14 protein-coding genes are annotated in these 17039 nt (G+C 71.1%); 6 read left to right on the top strand and 8 right to left on the bottom strand.

Annotation, left to right across the window (positions count from 1 at the left end):
• From AB0I88_RS38630 to AB0I88_RS38640, 3 genes are all read right to left on the bottom strand, one after another.
• A partial coding sequence (locus tag AB0I88_RS38630) for a beta-ketoacyl synthase N-terminal-like domain-containing protein (protein ID WP_361036776.1) occupies nucleotides 1-3128 on the bottom strand: 3128 nt, incomplete at its 3' end.
• A 52-nt stretch (nucleotides 3129-3180) separates the two neighbouring features.
• Nucleotides 3181-4359 (bottom strand): cytochrome P450, encoded by a 1179-nt coding sequence (locus AB0I88_RS38635; RefSeq protein ID WP_361036778.1) that lies wholly within the window; start codon nucleotides 4357-4359, stop codon nucleotides 3181-3183.
• 156 nt (nucleotides 4360-4515) lie between these two features.
• Nucleotides 4516-5295, bottom strand: a complete 780-nt coding sequence (locus AB0I88_RS38640; protein WP_361036780.1) for an AfsR/SARP family transcriptional regulator — start codon at nucleotides 5293-5295, stop codon at nucleotides 4516-4518.
• A 357-nt stretch (nucleotides 5296-5652) separates the two neighbouring features.
• On the opposite strand from AB0I88_RS38640, the gene AB0I88_RS38645 reads away from it, so the two are divergent.
• A complete protein-coding gene (locus tag AB0I88_RS38645) occupies nucleotides 5653-6453 on the top strand; it encodes an alpha/beta fold hydrolase (protein ID WP_361036782.1) in 801 nt (266 codons plus the stop codon).
• Between the two features lie 11 nt (nucleotides 6454-6464).
• Nucleotides 6465-9116: an AAA family ATPase gene (locus AB0I88_RS38650; RefSeq protein WP_361036784.1), complete on the top strand. Its 2652-nt coding sequence runs from the start codon at nucleotides 6465-6467 to the stop codon at nucleotides 9114-9116.
• Nucleotides 9117-9138: 22 nt separating this feature from the next.
• On the opposite strand, the gene AB0I88_RS38655 is transcribed toward AB0I88_RS38650, so the two are convergent.
• Complete coding sequence (locus tag AB0I88_RS38655) at nucleotides 9139-9870, bottom strand: histidine kinase (protein ID WP_361036786.1); 732 nt, start codon at nucleotides 9868-9870, stop codon at nucleotides 9139-9141.
• A gap of 287 nt (nucleotides 9871-10157) precedes the next feature.
• On the opposite strand from AB0I88_RS38655, the gene AB0I88_RS38660 reads away from it, so the two are divergent.
• From AB0I88_RS38660 to AB0I88_RS38670, 3 genes are all read left to right on the top strand, one after another.
• On the top strand, nucleotides 10158-11219 hold the full coding sequence (locus tag AB0I88_RS38660; protein ID WP_361036788.1) for a beta-ketoacyl-ACP synthase 3: 1062 nt from the start codon (nucleotides 10158-10160) through the stop codon (nucleotides 11217-11219).
• A gap of 12 nt (nucleotides 11220-11231) precedes the next feature.
• Nucleotides 11232-12107, top strand: coding sequence for a TauD/TfdA family dioxygenase (locus tag AB0I88_RS38665; protein ID WP_361036790.1), 876 nt, complete (start codon nucleotides 11232-11234; stop codon nucleotides 12105-12107).
• A gap of 272 nt (nucleotides 12108-12379) precedes the next feature.
• Complete coding sequence (locus tag AB0I88_RS38670; RefSeq protein WP_361036792.1) at nucleotides 12380-13630, top strand: histidine kinase; 1251 nt, start codon at nucleotides 12380-12382, stop codon at nucleotides 13628-13630.
• On the opposite strand, the gene AB0I88_RS38675 is transcribed toward AB0I88_RS38670, so the two are convergent.
• The 4 genes from AB0I88_RS38675 to AB0I88_RS38690 are packed head-to-tail and all read right to left on the bottom strand — an operon-like array spanning nucleotide 13526 to nucleotide 16157.
• On the bottom strand, nucleotides 13526-14281 hold the full coding sequence (locus AB0I88_RS38675; protein WP_361036794.1) for a response regulator transcription factor: 756 nt from the start codon (nucleotides 14279-14281) through the stop codon (nucleotides 13526-13528). The two genes, AB0I88_RS38670 and AB0I88_RS38675, sit on opposite strands and share 105 nt — an antisense overlap.
• Before the next feature lie 50 nt (nucleotides 14282-14331).
• Nucleotides 14332-14979, bottom strand: coding sequence for a 4'-phosphopantetheinyl transferase superfamily protein (locus tag AB0I88_RS38680; RefSeq protein ID WP_361036796.1), 648 nt, complete (start codon nucleotides 14977-14979; stop codon nucleotides 14332-14334).
• Nucleotides 14976-15809: a metallophosphoesterase gene (locus AB0I88_RS38685; RefSeq protein WP_361036798.1), complete on the bottom strand. Its 834-nt coding sequence runs from the start codon at nucleotides 15807-15809 to the stop codon at nucleotides 14976-14978. Before AB0I88_RS38685 ends, AB0I88_RS38680 begins: the two co-directional genes overlap by 4 nt.
• Before the next feature lie 39 nt (nucleotides 15810-15848).
• Nucleotides 15849-16157: a hypothetical protein gene (locus AB0I88_RS38690; protein ID WP_361036800.1), complete on the bottom strand. Its 309-nt coding sequence runs from the start codon at nucleotides 16155-16157 to the stop codon at nucleotides 15849-15851.
• A 264-nt stretch (nucleotides 16158-16421) separates the two neighbouring features.
• On the opposite strand from AB0I88_RS38690, the gene AB0I88_RS38695 reads away from it, so the two are divergent.
• A complete protein-coding gene (locus AB0I88_RS38695) occupies nucleotides 16422-16955 on the top strand; it encodes a hypothetical protein (RefSeq protein WP_361036802.1) in 534 nt (177 codons plus the stop codon).
• Nucleotides 16956-17039: the final 84 nt, after the last annotated feature.

Raw genomic sequence — 17039 nt, forward strand, 5'->3', positions numbered from 1 at the left:
GCCAGCGCCAGCGAACACTCACCGTTCCGCAACGCCTGAACCGCCAGATGCAACGCCACCAACGACGACGAACACGCCGTGTCCACCGTCACCGCCGGCCCCTCCAACCCGAAGGCGTACGCCACCCGGCCGGAGACGACACTGCTCGCCATGCCGGTGACGAGGAAACCGTCGACGCCGTCCTCCTCGCGGTGACCGGTCCGGCCGTACGCCTGGACCGGCACTCCGGCGAAGACGGCGGTGTCACTCCCGCGCAGCGTGCCCGGCCGGATCCCCGCGTCCTCCAGCGCCTCCCACGAACTCTCCAGGAACAGGCGCTGCTGCGGATCCATCGCCAGCGCCTCCCGCGGGCTGATCCCGAAGAACTCGGCGTCGAAATCCGCCGCGTCGTGCAGGAACCCGCCGGCGCGTGTGCTGATCGTGCCGGGACCGTCGCCGTCGTGCAGGGCCGCCAGGTCCCATCCGCGGTTGTCCGGGAACGCGCCGACGGCGTCCACCTCGTCGCGGACCAGCCGCCACAGGTCCTCCGGTGAGGCGACCCCGCCGGGGTAGCGGCAGGCCATGCCGACGATCGCGATCGGCTCGCCGATGGACCGGGCCGCCGTCTCCGGCTCCGGCGGCACCGGGCCGGCCAGACCGAGCGCCTCCAGCAGATGATCGGCCACCAGGTTCGGCGTCGGGTGGTCGAAGACCAGGGTCAGCGGCAGGTCGAGACCGGTGGCGGCACAGAGGGCGCCTCTCAGCTGTACGGCGGCCAGCGAGTCGAATCCGAACTGGCGGAACGGAGACTCGCCGTCGATCGCGGCGGTCGCCTGGTCACGGAGGACGGTCGCGGTCTCCGCCAGGACCAGGTCGCGCAGCATGGTTCGGCGATCGCTGTCGGGCGCGGCCGTCAGCCGTTCGGTGAGTGCGGCCCCGGCGTCGATCGTCACGGCTCTCGCCGCGACGACGCAGGCCGCATCGGTGATCGCGGCGTCGAACAGGCTGGTGCGCCGGTCCGCCGGGGACTCGGCGAACCCGGGGGCGGACCAGGCCAGCGAGACAGCGGGCAGGCCGAGCGTGTGACGGCGCCGGGCCACCGCGTCGGCCACCGCGGTGGCGATGACGTCCGTACCGCTGGAGAGCAGCACCAGCCTCGTCGTCTCCCGGCCGAGTGTCGCCTCGTGCAGCGTGATCGTCTCCTCGGCGGTGAGGTCCACCGCCACGATCGCATCGGCGTCCGGCTCGGCTCCGGGTGGGGCGATGATCAGATCGCTGACCTCGTGCGCCTCCGTCAGGTGACGGGCCAGTTCCTCGTCCGGCGACCGGGTGAGCATCAGGACCGTGCCGCTCAGGACCGACGGCGCCGTGGTGACGGGCGTGTACCGGGGCCTCACCAGGGCGCCCGAGCGGACCGCCAGGACGTCCTCCCCGGAGGCCACCGCCGCGGCCAGCAGTTCCCCGGGCACCGTGACGGCGTCGATCAGCACCAGCCGGCCGGGGTGACGCAGCTGGTACGCCCGGGCCGTGCCCCAGACGACCGCCTGCCTCGGGGACTCCCGAGCGTCGACGACGACGACCAGCCGGGTGCCCGCATCGGCCCGGTCCAGAATCCCGGCGAGTGCCGCCGCGTCCGGGTGGGTGTGGACGGTGACGTCGTCGCTCGCGGCGCCCGTGTCGGGCACCGGCTCCCAGTACGGCGTGTGCGGCCCGCCGGGCCCGGCCACCTGGTGGAGCAGGCGTCCGGGCAGTCCGGGGAGCCGGTGCCGGGCGGGTGTGCCCCAGACGGTCCGGGGAATCTCCCGGACCAGGTGGGTCCGCACCGGTACGGCGGCCGTGGGCAGACCGGCCCGGCACGCCGCGAGCAGGAGTTCATGGTCCACGCCGGTGCCGGTCACGTACGCGATCGTCCCGTCGGATCCGGCGCCGGCCGCGGCGTCGGCCACCGCCGGCACCGATCGCAGCACCTCGTCGATCCGGTCCAGGAGCACCCGGTCGCCGGCGATCTCGATCCGGTCGGCGAGCCGGCCGGTGACGGTGAGGTTCCCGGATTCGTCCCGCCGGGCCCGGTCGCCGGTCCGGTACCACCCGCCGCGCAGCACCTCGGCGGTGTCGTCGGTGCGGTTGTGGTAGCCACCGGCCATCACGTTCGGGCCGCTGACCCAGACTTCGCCCTCCTGGCCGGGACCGAGGTCGGCGCCCGAGCCCGGGTCGACGACCCGGACGCTCAGGCCGGGCAGCGGCAGGCAGTGCCGGCCGGTGTCCGCACCGGGCCAGCTCAGCCCGATCAGCCCGCCGGTCTCGGTGGCCGCGTACCCGGTGAGCAGCGGCGCGCCGAACGCCGTGGCGAAGGACTCGTGCAGCGCGTCGTCCACCGGGCCGATGGCCAGCCCGAAACGGACGTGCGCGCCGGCCGTGGCGGGCAGGGCCCGCAGCGCCGCGCCGGTGCCGATCAGGACGGTGCCGTGCTCGGCGGTGGCCCGTGGTTCCGGGCCGGTCGGACCGGCGGCGAAGCGTACCGTCGCGCCCGCCGCGGTGGCCGCGACCAGCTGGCCGAAGCAGGCGAGGCCGGGCAGCATCCACAGCACCCGGTCGTCCGCGGTGAATCCGAGCCCGGCGGTGGCCGCGGCTGCGGCCGGCCACAGCACGTTGCGCTGGGTGGACAGCACGCCCTTGCGCGGCCCGGTGGTTCCCGCGGTGTAGGTGAGCAGTGCCAGGTCGTCGAGGCCGGTGTCGTCCCGAGCCGGTGACGAGGGTTCGGTCTCCGCGCCCTCGGCCGGTACGGTCGGCAGCGGCAGACGATGGGCGTTCGCGGTGTCGGTGAGCACCGTCTCGGCCCCGGAGTCCTCGGCCAGCCGGGCCAGTTCGGCGTCGTCCAGTGCGGGATCCAGTGGCACCGCGATGCCGCCGGCGCGGATCACCGCCAGCACACCCTCCACCGCCGGCACCCCGTCGGCGAGGACGACGACCCGGTCCGACGGCCACAGCCCGGCATCGGCGAGGTGGCCGGCCAACCGGGCGGTCCGTACGTCCAGGTCACCGTGGGTCACCGCGTGCCGGGAATCGGCGTACGCGATCCGGTCGCCGTACCGGTCGGCGTTGGTCCGGAGCAACTCGGGAAGGGGCCGGAGCAGATCGGTACGCGGCATGGATGGACAACCTCTTGTCGGCCAGGAGCTGTTCGAGCTCGGGACGGACGGTTCAGACGGTGACCGGCAGGTGTTCCAGCGAGGGCATGAACGCCGAGTGCCGGACCCGCAGCGACTCCCGGTCGGCCGCCAGCTTGATGTTCGGGAAGCGCAGGAACAGCTCACGCAGGGCGATCGAGGCCTCCAGGCGGCTCAGCTCCGCGCCGGAGCAGTAGTGCGGGCCGCCGCCGAAGGCCATGTGCGCCTTGTCGGCCCGGTCGATGTCGAGGGCGCCCGGGTCCGGGAAGCGGCCCGGGTCGTTTCCCGACGCCGTCAGGTGCAGGAACACGGTGTCGCCCTTGGCGATCCGGGTTCCGGCGATCTCCATGTCCTCGGTGGCGAAGCGACGGAACCCGTGGTGCACCGAGCCGTGCATCCGCAGCAGCTCCTCCAGGGCCACGTCGAACAGCGCGGGCTCCCGACGCAGCCGGTCCAGCTGCTCCGGGTGGTCGATCAGGGCCAGCGCGCCGCGGCTGATGATGCCGGCGGTGGTGTCGTACCCGCCCAGCAGCGTCAGCAGGGCCAGGCTCATCACCTCGAAGACGGTGAGCTCCGGTTCGCCGTCGGCGTTCTTGGCGTGGATCCAGTACGACATCAGGTCCTCGCCGGGCTCCTCGGTCTTCTGTTTGCGCACCTCGTTGACGAACCGGGACAGCTGCTCGCGGACCACCACGTTGGTCGCGTCGTCCCCGCCGAAGGCACGGTCCGCCCAGTGCTTGAGTTCCTTGCGGTACTCCTCGGGGATGCCGAGCACGTCGCAGACGATGGTGATCGGCAGGATCGCCGCGTAGTCGTCCACCAGATCGCCGCCGCCGGCCGCCTCCAGCGCGTCCAACTGCGCGCTGACCAGCTCGTGCACCCGGGGACGGAACGTCTCGATGTTGCGCGGCAGGAAGGCGAAGTTGATCATCTTCTTGAGCCGGGTGTGCTCCGGCGGGTCGGTGGTGACGATCGTCCCGGTCGCCTCGCCCTCCGGGAAACGGGTGGTGACGAAGTCCTCGTTGGCGTACTCCCGGGGGCGGGCCAGACGCCGGTCCCGCAGCCCGGCGTGGACCTCGTCGTAGCCGGTCACCACCCAGACCGGGCTCTGGTCCTCCAGGCAGATCCGATGGACCTTGCCCTCCGCGTGCATCGCCGCGTAGCGCTCGTACACCGAGTACGGGCCCTGCAGGAACTCGTCGTCGAACCGCATTTCGTGTCCGTGTACCGGGCACTTCCTCGCCATGTCAGTCCTCGCTGTGATCGCTGGAAGATGAGGTGATCGCTGGAGACGGTGCCGACGGACCCCGCGCCCCATGGTGTCGGTGCGGGGTCCACGCTCGGGTAATCGCCGAGGTGAAGCGGCCGGTCAGGCCGCCAGCGCCGGCACCTGGATCAGCTCGTCGTGCTTGAGGATGCGCTGCTGGAGTTCCTGCAACCCGCGGCCGGGCTCCACACCGAGACCGTCCACCAGGGCCTCCCGGGTACGCCGGTAGATGCGCAACGCGTCGACCTGGCGCCCGGACCGGTAGAGCGCGAGCATGAACTGGTGGCAGAGCCGCTCCCGCATCGGCTCTGTCGCGGTGAGCACCTCGAGTTCCGGGGTGATCTCCCGATGCCGTCCGCAGGCCAGTTCCGCCTCCAGGCGGTCCTCGATCGCGGAGAGCCGCTCGTCCTCGATGGCGGTCAGTTCGGACCAGCCGATCCCGGTCTCGATCAGGTCGGCGAGCGCCCGTCCGCGCCACAGCGACAGCGCCTCGGTCAGCAGTTCGGCGCCGGCCGCCGGGCTGCCCTCGGCGCTCGCCAGCCGGCCCTCGCGGACCAGCCGGCGGAACCGGAACAGATCCACCGCCTCGGGGTCCAGCCGGAGCTGGTAGCCCGGCGGGTGGGTGCGCAGGACGGGCGTGCCGGCCGGGCCGGTGCAGGCGGTGAGCATCCGCCGGATCCCGGAGACGGCGTTCTGGATCATCTTCCGGGCGGTCGGTGGCGGGCAGCCGTCCCAGGTCGCGTGCAGGATCTGGCTGGTCGCGACGACCTTGTTGGCGTTGAGCAGCAGGTAGCCGAGGATCGCCCGCTGCCGGATCCCGCCGAGTTCGAGGTGGGCTCCGCCGGAGACGACCTCGATGCTGCCGAGTACGGAGAACTTCACGGTGTGCCCTCCCACTGGGAAATGCGTCGGAGCCGAGCTTCCCTGGGCCGGTCATTGCCGAGGAACCCCTAAGGCACCCCGAGAACACCCGGCGGAACAGCGACGGCAATTGCTGTGGAAGTGGCGATTCCCAGGTCAGCCAGGTTTCGGCGGGCAGTGGGGGTGAAAATGTCATCGGGGTTGGATGAACCACGCATGGGAGTGTCCGGCGCAACCGCGCCTCACCTGCGGGTTCGTGAGTATTTCATGATCCGTTGATGATGAACCGGCACGGATGGCGTGAGTGGTGCCCTTGTCGGTGCACCGGCGAGTGCCGGAACCTCGGGAAGTGTCCGGAGGCGTCACGGAGGGAATTGCATGTCGAACGACGGATCAGAGCTCGGCCGCACATTGTCGACGGACACCGAACTGTGGGTGCGCCGTTTCCATCCGGCCGACGGCGCGCCGATACGACTGCTCTGCATGCCGCACGCCGGCGGCTCGGCGAGTTACTTCTTCCGGGTGGCGAAAGCGCTGGCCCCGGAGATCGACGTGCTCGCCGTCCAGTACCCCGGCCGGCAGGAACGGTTCTCCGAGCCCGGCCTGACGTCGGCCCGCGAGATGGCGGACCGGCTGGTGGAGGCGGTCCTTCCGCTGCTCGACCGGCCGATCGCCCTGTTCGGGCACAGCCTCGGCGCGACCGTCGGCTTCGAGGTCGCGCTGCGCCTGCAGGAGCGGGGCATCGTCCCGGCCGCGTTCTTCGCCTCCGGCCGCAGGGCGCCGCACCTGTCCAGCTTCGCCCGCACCCACCTGCGCGACGACGCCGGGCTGATCGCCGACGTACGGGCCCTGGCCGGCACCGACAGTTGGCTGCTGGAGGACGAGGACGTGCTGCGGATGGTGCTGCCCGCGATCCGTTCCGACTACATCGCGGCCGAGACCTACGAGTACCGGCCGGGCCCGCGGCTGCGCTGCCCGATCGTCGCGATCATCGGGGACGACGACCCGCGGGTGACCGTCGAGCAGGCCGACGCCTGGCGTGAGCACACCGGCGCGGGCTTCGAACTGGACGTCCACCCGGGCGGCCACTTCTACCTCAACGACCACGTGGACGCGGTGCTGCGGCGGATCACCGAACACCTCAGCCCGGCGCGGGCGAGCGTCGACCGGCCGGTCTGAGCCGCAGGCAGATGGCACTGATCGAGAGAGAACACCTGCTGACCGAACTCACCACCACATACCGCGACGCGGCCGCCGGCCGGGGCCGGGCCGTCCTCGTCGACGGCGGCGTGGCCAGCGGGAAGACGACGCTCGTCAACGCGGTCGCGGAACACGCCGCGAACGCCGGAGCGCTGGTGCTGTCGGCCTGCGGCTCGGTGGCCGAGAGCCGGATCCGGCTCGGCGTGATCGGGCAGCTCCTGCACAGCCTCCGGACGCAGAACGGGCTGCCCGTACACCCCGGGCTGCCCGGAGCCGGCCCGCAGCCGGCCGACCCGCCGGCGGGCACGCTGCGGCCCGACGACGCGCGGCTGATCGAGGGGATCTGCCGGGTCCTGCTGGACAACGCCGCCGGCCGCCCACTGGTCGTCCTGGTGGACGACGTGCACTTCGCCGATCCGCTCTCGCTGCATGCCCTGCTCTACCTGCAACGGCGGATCCGGCCGGTGCGGCTGCTGCTGATGCTCAGCGGCTGTGCCGGGTCAGGTCCCGGCGCGGCCGCTTTCCGCGCCGAACTCGACCGCCAGTCGCACTGCCGTCATCTGCGGCTGCGTTCGCTGTCCCCGGAGGGGGTCGGCCGTCTCCTCGCCCGCCGGATCCTTCCGGAGGCCGCGCGCCGGCTCGCCGGACCGGTACATGAGGTCAGTGCCGGCAACCCGATGCTGGCGGACGCCCTGCTCACCGACTCGCTGGCCGCGGGGTTCCGCACCGGTGCCGACGGCGACCCGGCCCCGACCGTCGGTGAGTCGTTCGTCCAGGCGGCGCTGGCCTGCCTGCACCGCAGCGACCCGCGGCTGCGCGACGTCGCGCGGGCGCTGGCCGTCGCCGGTCCGGAAGCCTCCATCGAACTGGTCGCCGGGCTGCTCGAGGCACACCCGTCGACCGTCCGGCAGATCCTCGCCGCGCTGGGCGAGACCGGCCCGACCGTGCCGACCGCCTACCACCACCCGGCGGTACGCGCGGCGGTGCTCGACGACTGCCCGGCCCCGGAGCTGGGTCGGCTGCGCCGCCGGGCCGCGCGCCTGCTGCACGACGGTGGCCGGCCCCCGTCCGTGGTGGCGGAGCACCTGGTGGCCATCGGTGAGCCGGTCGAACCGTGGGCCGTGCCGGTGCTGGTGGCGGCGGTCACCGAGGACGGCGCGTCCGCCCGGACCGTGGCCTGCCTGGAGGCGGTGCTGAGCTCCATCGCGGACCCGCGCGCACGGTCCACCGCCGCGGCGGCCGTGGTCCGGGCGCACTGGCGGATCGGCCCGGCGGCCGTGCCGGGCCACCTGTGCGCGCTGCTGGAGTCCGGGCGCGACGGTCACCTGGCGGAGCGTGACGGGCTGATGCTGGCCCGGTCGCTGGCCTGGTTCGGCCGGGCCGACGACGCCGCGGAGATCCTCGCCGTCGTGGGTGACCTCGACGGGCACCCGGACCCGGACCTCGCCGCCGACCACCGGGCCACCCACGATTTCGTACGGCACTGCCGGCCCTCCGGCACCGCCGCCGCGGACACCCGGCCCGATCCCGGCCGGGCGGCGGAGGTGCTGGAGCGTGCGGGCTCGGACGACCCGCTGCCGATGTCGGTGTGGCATGCCCTGCGGGTGCTGGTCCACCACGACCGGGTCGACCAGGCGGCGGACTGGTGCGACCGGCTCCTCGCGGACGGTGGCACACCCGTTCCGGTCGGCCGCCGGGCGGTGCTGGCGGACGTGCGGGCGGCCATCGCGTTGCACGGTGGCGACCTCGCCGCCGCCGAGCGGCACGCCCGGGACGCGCTGGCCACGATGCCGGCGGAGGCCTGGGGGATCGCCGTCGGCTCGCCGCTGGCGCACCTGGTGACGGCCCGTACCCTCAGCGGCCGGCTGGACCGGGCGGCCGAGACGTTGCGGGAACCGACCCCGGCGGCGATGTGCCGGAGTCTGTACTGGCCGGCGTACCTGCGCGCCCGGGGCATTCACCTGGACGCCGCGGACCGGCCGCTCGCCGCGCTCGCCGACTTCGAGGCCGCCGGGAACCTCGCGATGCGGTGGGGCGCCGACCACCCGTCCACGCTGCCGTGGCGGATCGATCTGGCCCGGATGCACGTCCGGATGGGAAACCCGGAGCAGGCCCGGAAGCTGATCACCGACCATCTGGCCCGGCCCGGCGCGGACACTCCGCGGGCCCGCGGGCTCGGTCTGCGGGCGCTGGCGGCGGCGTATCCGTCCCGGCAGCGCCCGGCGATGCTGCGCGAGGCGATGGACCTGCTCCAGGCCGGTGGCGATCGGCACGAGCTGGCCTGCGCTTTCGCCGACATGGGGCAGGCCGTGCACGCGCTCGGCGAGTCCGGCCGGGCGAAGATGATCCGTGCCCGGGCTCTGCGGCTCGCCGAGGACTGTCATGCCGGGCTGCTGCGGCAGCGGCTGAAACCGTCCCCGGAACCGTCCGAGCCGCCGGCCGGTGAGACGGAGCGTGGCCCGGACGCCCTCAGCGATGCGGAACGCCGGGTGGTGAACCTGGCCGTGCGCGGGCACACCAACCGGGAGATCAGCCACGAGTTGTTCATCACGGTCAGCACCGTCGAACAGCACCTCACCCGGGCGTACCGGAAGCTGAAGATCAGCAGGCGTACCGAGCTGGTCGCCATCGATCCGCGATAGGGAGCCCCGACGGCCGGGCCCACTACCGGGCGTCCTGGTCGTGCACCAGCGTGCGCAGCCGGGCGAGCGCGGCCGCCGCGATGGCCCGGACCTCGGCCATCTCCCGGCCGGCCCGCTCCGGGTCGGCCGGGGCCAGCCGGGATGCCAGTTCGGCCTTCAGGATGATCGCGGACAGCAGATCGCCGAGCACCCGATGGCTGTCCCAGGCGATCCGCCGAGTGGCGTCCCGCTCCTCCATCCGGGCGCCGAACCACAGCTGGAGTCCGCTCGACAGGGCCATCGGGAGCCCGAGCGCGATCGTGACGGCCACCGGCACGCCGGCCGGATGCCCGTACCACCGCGCCGAGGCGGCGGACACCAGCACCGTCACGACGGCCAGCACCGTCGCGGACCGCATCGGCAGCAGCACCGGCGCCACACCGACGAGCGCGGCGCCGAGGAAACCCCACGTGGGCCAGCGCTCGTCGCCGACCGGGCCGACGAGGGGCACGGACAGGGCGAGCACGGCCAGGCCGAGCAGGCGCCGTACGTCCGTCGGCCGGCCGCTCCGGGGGGTCAGCGAGCGGTACAGGGCGTCCGCGAGCGCCGCCGTGAAACCGATCAGTCCGACGGTGCCGAGCAGGATCCGCCGGTTCTCCGGCTCGTGCCACAGGCCCAGCGCGGCGAGCGCCTGGCACGCGGCGGCCCCGCCTACGATGCCCAGCAGGACGAGCCGGCGTTCCGGCGACATCCGGGTCCCGGATCGTCCTGTCATCGATCGGCTCCATTCTCCGGTCGTGCCTCGAATCCGGCTCGCGATGGTCAGCATGGTGCCGCCGACGCGCCGGCCACCATCCGCGCGATGTCATGGAACCTCTGGGACGGACACCCATCATAACCGTGAGTAATTGATCGGATTCGGTACGGCGCGCGGTTCTGGAATCGTTTCCTCCACTGCCGGAAAATTGATTACTCCATCGTCCGGTAATCAGTACTCGCACTCATCCCGGCGCTCGGCTAGATTTTGCGACACGAATTTACTCTCCGCTCTGGAGGCCCATCGTGTTCACTCCGGTAGGAATTCTGGGAACCGGATCCTGGGTGCCCGCGCGAGCGGTTTCGAATGAGGAGATCGCGCGCCGCGTCCCGGGTGCGGATCCGGAGTGGATCGTGCGCCGGACCGCCATTCGGTCACGCCGTTTCGCGGCGCCCGGCGAGGCGACCTCGGATCTGGCCGTCCGAGCCGCGGAACGGGCCCTGGCGTGCGCCGGCCTCGGTCCGGAGCGGATCGACTACCTCATCGTGGCGACGTCCACCCCCGATCATCCGCAGCCGCCGACCTCCTGCCTGGTGCAGGACCGGATCGGCGCGTACGGCGCGGCCTGTTTCGACGTCAACGCGGTGTGCGCCGGGTTCGTGCACGCCCTGGTGGTCGCCCGCTCGCTGGTGGCGGACCGGCCGGGCAGTCACGCGCTGGTGATCGGGGCGGACGTGTACTCGCGCATCCTGGACTTCGGTGATCGGCGTACCGCCGTGCTGTTCGGCGACGGCGCCGGCGCCGCGGTGGTCGGATCCGTTCCACCCGGCCGCGGCGTCGTCGAGTACGAGCTGGTCAGTCAGGGTGACGCCAACGACCTGCTCGGGGTGTCCGCGGGCGGCAGCCGGTCGCCGGCGTCGGCGGCGACGGTGGCGGACGGCGGGCACCACTTCCGGATGAACGGCCGGGGAGTGACCGAGCTGGTCCTGCGGGCGGTGCCGCCGATGGTGGACAAGCTGCTGGCCCGGGCCGGGGTCGGTACCGCCGACGTGGCGCACGTCGTACCCCATCAGGCCAACGGGGTGCTGCTCGGCGAGCTGGTCCGGGCGTGCGGCCTCACCTCCGCCCGGACCCACCGGACCGTGGCGGAGGTCGCGAACGTGGGCAGCGCCTCGACCCCGCTCACCCTCGACCGGGCCAGCCGGGCCGGGCACCTGCGCGACGGCGATTTGGTCCTGCTGATGGCGTTCGGTGGCGGGATGTCGCTGGGCGCGTGCCTGATCCGGTGGCATCGGACCGGGAGCGGGGGTGAGGGGGATTTGCCGGCGGGGTACGGCCGGGAAGGTACTGGATCATCGAATTCATGACGAGGAGTGCACATGAGGATCAGCCCGCAGGTCGGCCGGAAATTCGGCGTGATCGTGGAGGACTTCGACGCGGAAAAGGCGTCCGAAGCTGATGTCGCAGAGTTGAAGAAGGCCATCTACACCGAGAAGATCGCGGTCCTGAAGAACCAGGACCTGTCGCCGCAGGAGTTTTTGGCGCTGGGCCGGCGACTGGGCCGTCCGGCCGAGTACTACGAGCCGGTCTACCACCACCCGGAGGTCAAGGAGGTATTCGTCTCCTCGAATGTCAAGGAGACCGACGGCAGCCAGATCGGGGTGCCGAAGACCGGGAAGTTCTGGCACTCGGACTACCAGTTCATGGAGCGCCCGTTCGACATCACCCTGATCTACCCGCAGGTCGTGCCGTCCAAGAACCGGGGCACCTACTTCATCAACATGGCGACCGCCTACGAGAACCTCTCCGAGGAGCTGAAACTCGCCGTCAAGGGGCTGACCGCGACGCACAGCGTGCTGCGGTACTTCAAGATCCGGCCGACCGACGTCTACCGGCCGATCTCGGAGATCATCAACGACGTCAACGCGAAGACGCCGCCGGTGACCAGCCCGATCACCTTCACCCACCCGCGGACCGGCGAGACCGTGCTGTACATCAGCGAGGGTTTCACCGTGTCGGCGCAGGACGCGAACGGCAACAGCCGCCCGGATCTGCTGGCGGAGCTGAACGCGGCCACCGGCCAGCTCGACGACACCTACCAGCACGAGAACATCCACCTTCAGACGTTCGAGAAGGGGGACCTGCTGCTCTGGGACAACCGCAGCCTGATTCACCGGGCACTGCACAACCCGTCACCGGAGCCCGCGGTCTCCTACCGGGTGACCGTCTACGACGACGAGGAGACGGCGGCCTGAGCGATCACGGCCCCGCCTGACCCCATCGCGCCAGTGAGGGGCGTCCGGATCGACTCCCCTCACTGTACGGTGGATGTCGTTACGTGCGGCGAGCCGGGCCACGAGGGCCGGTTGCGGCCCGCTGGCCCACCAACGGGGGATGTGCCATGGCGGTATGCGCGATTGACGGCAACGAGGAATTCTGTCCTATGTGGACTTCGGGGGGCATCGGCGCAGACTCGAGCGAGGTTCTCGGTGATTCCGACAGCCGTGACGGGCCCGATCACCCGGCTGTGGAAACATCGTCCGGCCGACGGGTCCGGTTACCCGGCCCGTGGCTGACCACCGGTGTCGTCGCGGGGGCGTTCGCGGGTGGTCTGATCGGCACGGCACACATCCTGTCGATGCCCGGTGGGCCGGGTGCCGGCGCGGTGTGGTTCGGGTGCGTGCTCGCGCTCGTGGCCCCGCAGCTGGTGTGGTTCTTCCGGGGCGACGGGACCGTGACGACATTCCGTGGCTACCTCGTCCTCGCCGCGCAGGCCGTCCTGGCGTACCTGCCGTTGTTCCTTTTCGGCCAGCCCTGGGTCAGTGTGCCGGGGTTCCTCGCCGGCGGCGTGCTGCTCGCCCTGCCGGCGAGGCCGGCGTGGACGGCGATCACGTCGATCGTCGCCTCGACGGCGATCGCGCAGTGGACGCTCACCGGGCGACCGATCGACGTGATCTACACGGCCGTCTCGACGATCGCCATCGGAGCGTTCGTGTTCGGGCTGTCGCATCTCGTCACGCTGGTCCGGGAGACACGCGAGAGCCGGGCCCGGATCGCCCGGGCGGCGGCGATGCAGGAGCGGCTGCGGTTCGCCCGGGACCTGCACGACCTGCTCGGATACAGCCTCTCCGCGATCTCCCACAAGATCGAACTCGTGCACCGGATCATGGAGACGTCGCCGGACCTGGCCCGTGATCACCTCCGCGACGCCCTGGAGATCTCCCGGGCGGCCTACTCCGACGCGCGGATGGTGGCCAGCGGCTACCGCGAGCTGTCACTGGAGGAGGAGTGCCGGTCGGTCGTGTCGGTGCTCTCCGCGGCCGGTATCCGGGTGGACCTGGACTGCGGGCCCGTGGACATGCCGGTGAAGATCAGCACCGTGCTGGCCACCGTGCTGCGGGAGGGCGTGACGAACCTGATGCGGCACAGCAAGGCCACGAGGTGCCGGATCACCATCGGTCAGACGTGCGACCGCGTCTGGATCGAGATCGTCAACGACCGACCGGCGGCGGCGCCCCGGGAACCGCGGCGCGGTCCCGGCCGGGACGGGCTGCGTAACCTGTCGGCGCGCGCCGCCGAACTCGGTGGCGCGGTCACGGTCGACCGGCCTCCCGGTCACTTCCGGCTGCTTGCCGAAGTGCCGTTGCGGGCTGACGGCGGACCGGCCACCGAATCAGAGCCAGCCCGCTTCGCGGGCGACCCGGATGGCGTCGACTCGGTTACGGGCGGAGAGCTTGCTGACGATCGTCGTCAGATAGTTCCGGACCGTTCCGACTGACAGGAACATCTGCGCCGCGATCTCCTCCGCCTGAAGGCCTTCGGCGGTCAGGCGGAGAACCTCGGTCTCCCGGCTCGTCAGCGGGCACTCGGCGCTGTCCCACGCCGACATCGCCAGTTGGCTGTTGACCACCCGGCGGCCGGCGGCCACGCTGTGGATGGCTTCGATCAGTTCCTGGATCGGGGCGTCCTTGAGCAGAATGCCGGTGGCTTTCGCGGACAGTGCCCGGCGCAGCGTGGCCGGCCGGCCGAGCGCGGTGAGGACCAGAGTGTTGATGTGCGGCAGATGCTCCTGGATCTCCGCGATCGCCGACAGGCCGTCCTTGCCGGGCAGATGGATGTCGATGACAGCGACGTCGGGCTGAAATCTCCGTGCGGCGGGGAGGATCTCGGTACCGGCGGAGACCGATGCGACGACTTCGATGTCGGGTTCCAGGTTGAGTAGAGCGACCAGTGCGTCCCGGACCATGTAGATGTCTTCGGCTAACAAGACCTTGATCAAGCTTGCCCCCGTTGGGCTCGACGAGGTGACATTTGTATCACGTGCCCGTAATCGCTGAGTGCCGGCGACATGACAATCGTCGATGCCCGGGGTTACGAACCCAGGGTCTGCCCGGCCGGCCCGCAGCGCCTCGCGACTGCGCAGCACCACCGCGGCGGGTCGGCGCCGGGCCGAAGTCCGCTCCCGGCCCAGAACCCCTGTCAAACCGGCACCAGGACCGCGGTCACCACGAGCCCACCGCCGATCAGATAGCGCCCGGTCATCACCTTCAGCGCCGGATCGGCATCGTCCACCGTGATGCGGCCGGTGAACGTCGCGGCGGCCGGGTCGATCGTCAGCCGCGCGTCCTCGAACTCCAGCTCCCGCCCGGTCAGCGGGAACCAGGCCTTGTAGATCGACTCCTTGGCGCTGAACAGCAGCCGGTCCCAGTGCGTTGCCGGATCGGCGAACCGCAGTGCGCGCAGCATCTCCATCTCACCCGCGGTGGTGACCGACTCGGCCACCCCGACCGGCAGCGGGCCGTGTGGTTCGGCGTCGATGCCCAGTCCGGCGGCGTCCGCGGTGCGCGCCACCGCAGCGGCGCGGTAGCCGCGGCAGTGCGTGATGCTGCCCGCCACACCGGCCGGCCACCGCGGCTCCCGGCGTGGCCCCGGCAGGATCGGCGCGGGCGGGAATCCGAGCTGTCGCAGCGCCTCCCGGGCGCAGCGGCGGGCGGTGACGAACTCCTGGCGGCGGATCGCCACGGCCCGGGCGACCAGGTGTTCCTCGCCGGGGAAGCAGGGCTCGCCGGCGGTGTCGGCGAACGCCTCCGCGGACCTCACCGGCGCCGGCAGCAGCACCTCGATCACGGCCGGCCCCGCAGGATCAGGCGCAGCGGGTCCGGTGCCGGGCCCCGCCGCCGCCACTCCCGCGGATAGCCGAGCGACACCTCCTCGAACCGGACCCCGTCGTGGTGGGTGGTGCGGCGGATGTGCAGGTGACCGTAGACCGCGGCGGCGGCCCGGAAACGCGTGTGCCAGTCAGCGGTCAGTTCGGTGCCGCACCACTGGGCGAACTCCGGGTACCACAGCGGCTCGGTGGGTGCGCGCAGCAGCGGCCAGTGGTTGATCAGGATGGTGCGTACGTCCGGCCCGAGGGCGTCGAGCCGCCGCTCGGTGGCGGCGACCCGGGCCCGGCACCAGGACTCCCGGTCCGGGTACGGGTCGGGATGCAGCAACTGCTCGTCGGCGCACACCACTCCGGTCTCGTACGCCCGGCGCAGCGACTCCTCCTTGGTGCGGGTTCCGGGCGCCCGGAACGTGTAGTCGTAGAGCAGGAACAACGGCGCCACGGTGACCGGCCCGTCCACGCTCGCGAACACGGGGTATTCGTCCTCCGGTGTGTGGACGCCCAGCTCCCGGCACATGTCGACGAGCGCCCGGTACCGATGCTCACCGCGCAGCCGGACCGGGTCGCGGGAGTGCGTCCACAGCTCATGGTTGCCGGGTGACCAGAGCACCTCCCGGAATCGGCCCTTGAACAGCCGAAGGGTGCGCTCGATGTCGGCGAAGATCTCACCGACGTCGCCGGCGACGATCAGCCAGTCGCCGTCGGACCGCGGCGCGAGACGATCGGCGATCTCCCGATTCTCCGGATACGACACATGCAGATCGCTGACCGCGAGCAAGGATTCCGGCATTGCGCCGATGGTGTCAGAAGCCGGCCGGCGTGTGACCCCCTATTCCGGCCCATGCACCGGAAATAGGGGCAGGCAGCCCTCTGGCCGCCGGGTGGGATGTGCGGCAGCGCCTGGGTCGACCTGTTCGCTGTCCGGGGCGAAGTGGTACGAGCACTCGTCGTTCGGCCGGTCCTCGTAACCGGCCCGGCGCCAGCCGAGCCGCCACACCTCGGCGGTCCGGTCCAGTGGATCGTAGGCGACCTCGGCGGTGACCCGGCCGTTCACGTCGACGGTCTTGACCGGCAGTCCCCGATAGGGGCTGAACTCCTGCCGCGAGGTCCAGCCCGGCATCGGGCCGGTGGTCGTCATGGCGGTCACCGGCCCGCCCGGCTGCGCGACGTACCCGGTCGTGACCACGTTGCCGCGGACGTCGGTGACGGTGGCCGGGCGCCCGGCGGCCTGAAACTCGACACTCAGATGATCACCGAAGAGCTACGAGTGCCCAGTTCCGAGCCTGATCGATCAGTGCACTCCGCTCGACTTCGAAGAGCCGACGTCCGGAGCGGTCTTCATCCACGATTCCATCGATGCTTTGATTGGGGGGTGAGTTGAGCGGCACTATCAGGTGGCAGGATGACTGACCATAAGTCCGGTGCGGAGCAACGCGTTGTGCGCGGCGCCTATGTTGCCCGTCGATCCGGCGAGCCGGCAGGCCAAGTCGATCTTGGCGGAGGTTCCTTGGCGTCCGCATGGCGTGAAGCTTCGCCGGCGATCCGCAGATCATCGCGAATACTCATTATGGTGGGCGTTACGATCTCTGCGGGAGGAATCGCGGGAGACTTTTACGGATACTGGTCGGACAAGCCTTTCTTGACTAACCTCGTTTCTGGTACGGCAGGCGCGTGTTTCGGAATATCTATTGCGCTCATCGTTGTCAGATTCCTGCAGGACGAACAGGCAAAGCGTTATCAAGAATCGCAGCGGGTCGCGGAGGTCGTTGCAGAGCTGAAAGCTTGCTTAGGTGAGGCGGATGACGCCTTGAATGACCTCGCTGAAGGGCAATCACTGCGAGAAGCGCTCGTCAAAGTCGGGGATGCCTATAGATCGAATGAGGCGGTTCGTTCCGATAACGTCGTCGCCGCCAACTATGTCGTCCTAATGACCTGATCTCAACAAGATCCGGATAGGTATTTGTATTCGTAGTGGGTCAGGTGTAGCGCGGCGGCGACGATGTCGCCGGTCCGGCGAGGG

The organism is Actinoplanes sp. NPDC049802, from assembly GCF_040656595.1.
GTDB lineage: Bacteria > Actinomycetota > Actinomycetes > Mycobacteriales > Micromonosporaceae > Actinoplanes.

Bases quoted from the DNA above. Each gene is read 5' to 3' on its own strand.
- AB0I88_RS38695 (WP_361036802.1), top strand. From the start codon at position 16,422: ATGACTGACCATAAGTCCGGTGCGGAGCAACGCGTTGTGCGCGGCGCC.
- AB0I88_RS38690 (WP_361036800.1), bottom strand. From the start codon at position 16,157: ATGACGACCACCGGCCCGATGCCGGGCTGGACCTCGCGGCAGGAGTTC.
- AB0I88_RS38635 (WP_361036778.1), bottom strand. From the start codon at position 4,359: ATGCGGTTCGACGACGAGTTCCTGCAGGGCCCGTACTCGGTGTACGAG.
- AB0I88_RS38685 (WP_361036798.1), bottom strand. From the start codon at position 15,809: ATGCCGGAATCCTTGCTCGCGGTCAGCGATCTGCATGTGTCGTATCCG.
- AB0I88_RS38650 (WP_361036784.1), top strand. From the start codon at position 6,465: ATGGCACTGATCGAGAGAGAACACCTGCTGACCGAACTCACCACCACA.
- AB0I88_RS38665 (WP_361036790.1), top strand. From the start codon at position 11,232: ATGAGGATCAGCCCGCAGGTCGGCCGGAAATTCGGCGTGATCGTGGAG.
- AB0I88_RS38645 (WP_361036782.1), top strand. From the start codon at position 5,653: ATGTCGAACGACGGATCAGAGCTCGGCCGCACATTGTCGACGGACACC.
- AB0I88_RS38655 (WP_361036786.1), bottom strand. From the start codon at position 9,870: ATGACAGGACGATCCGGGACCCGGATGTCGCCGGAACGCCGGCTCGTC.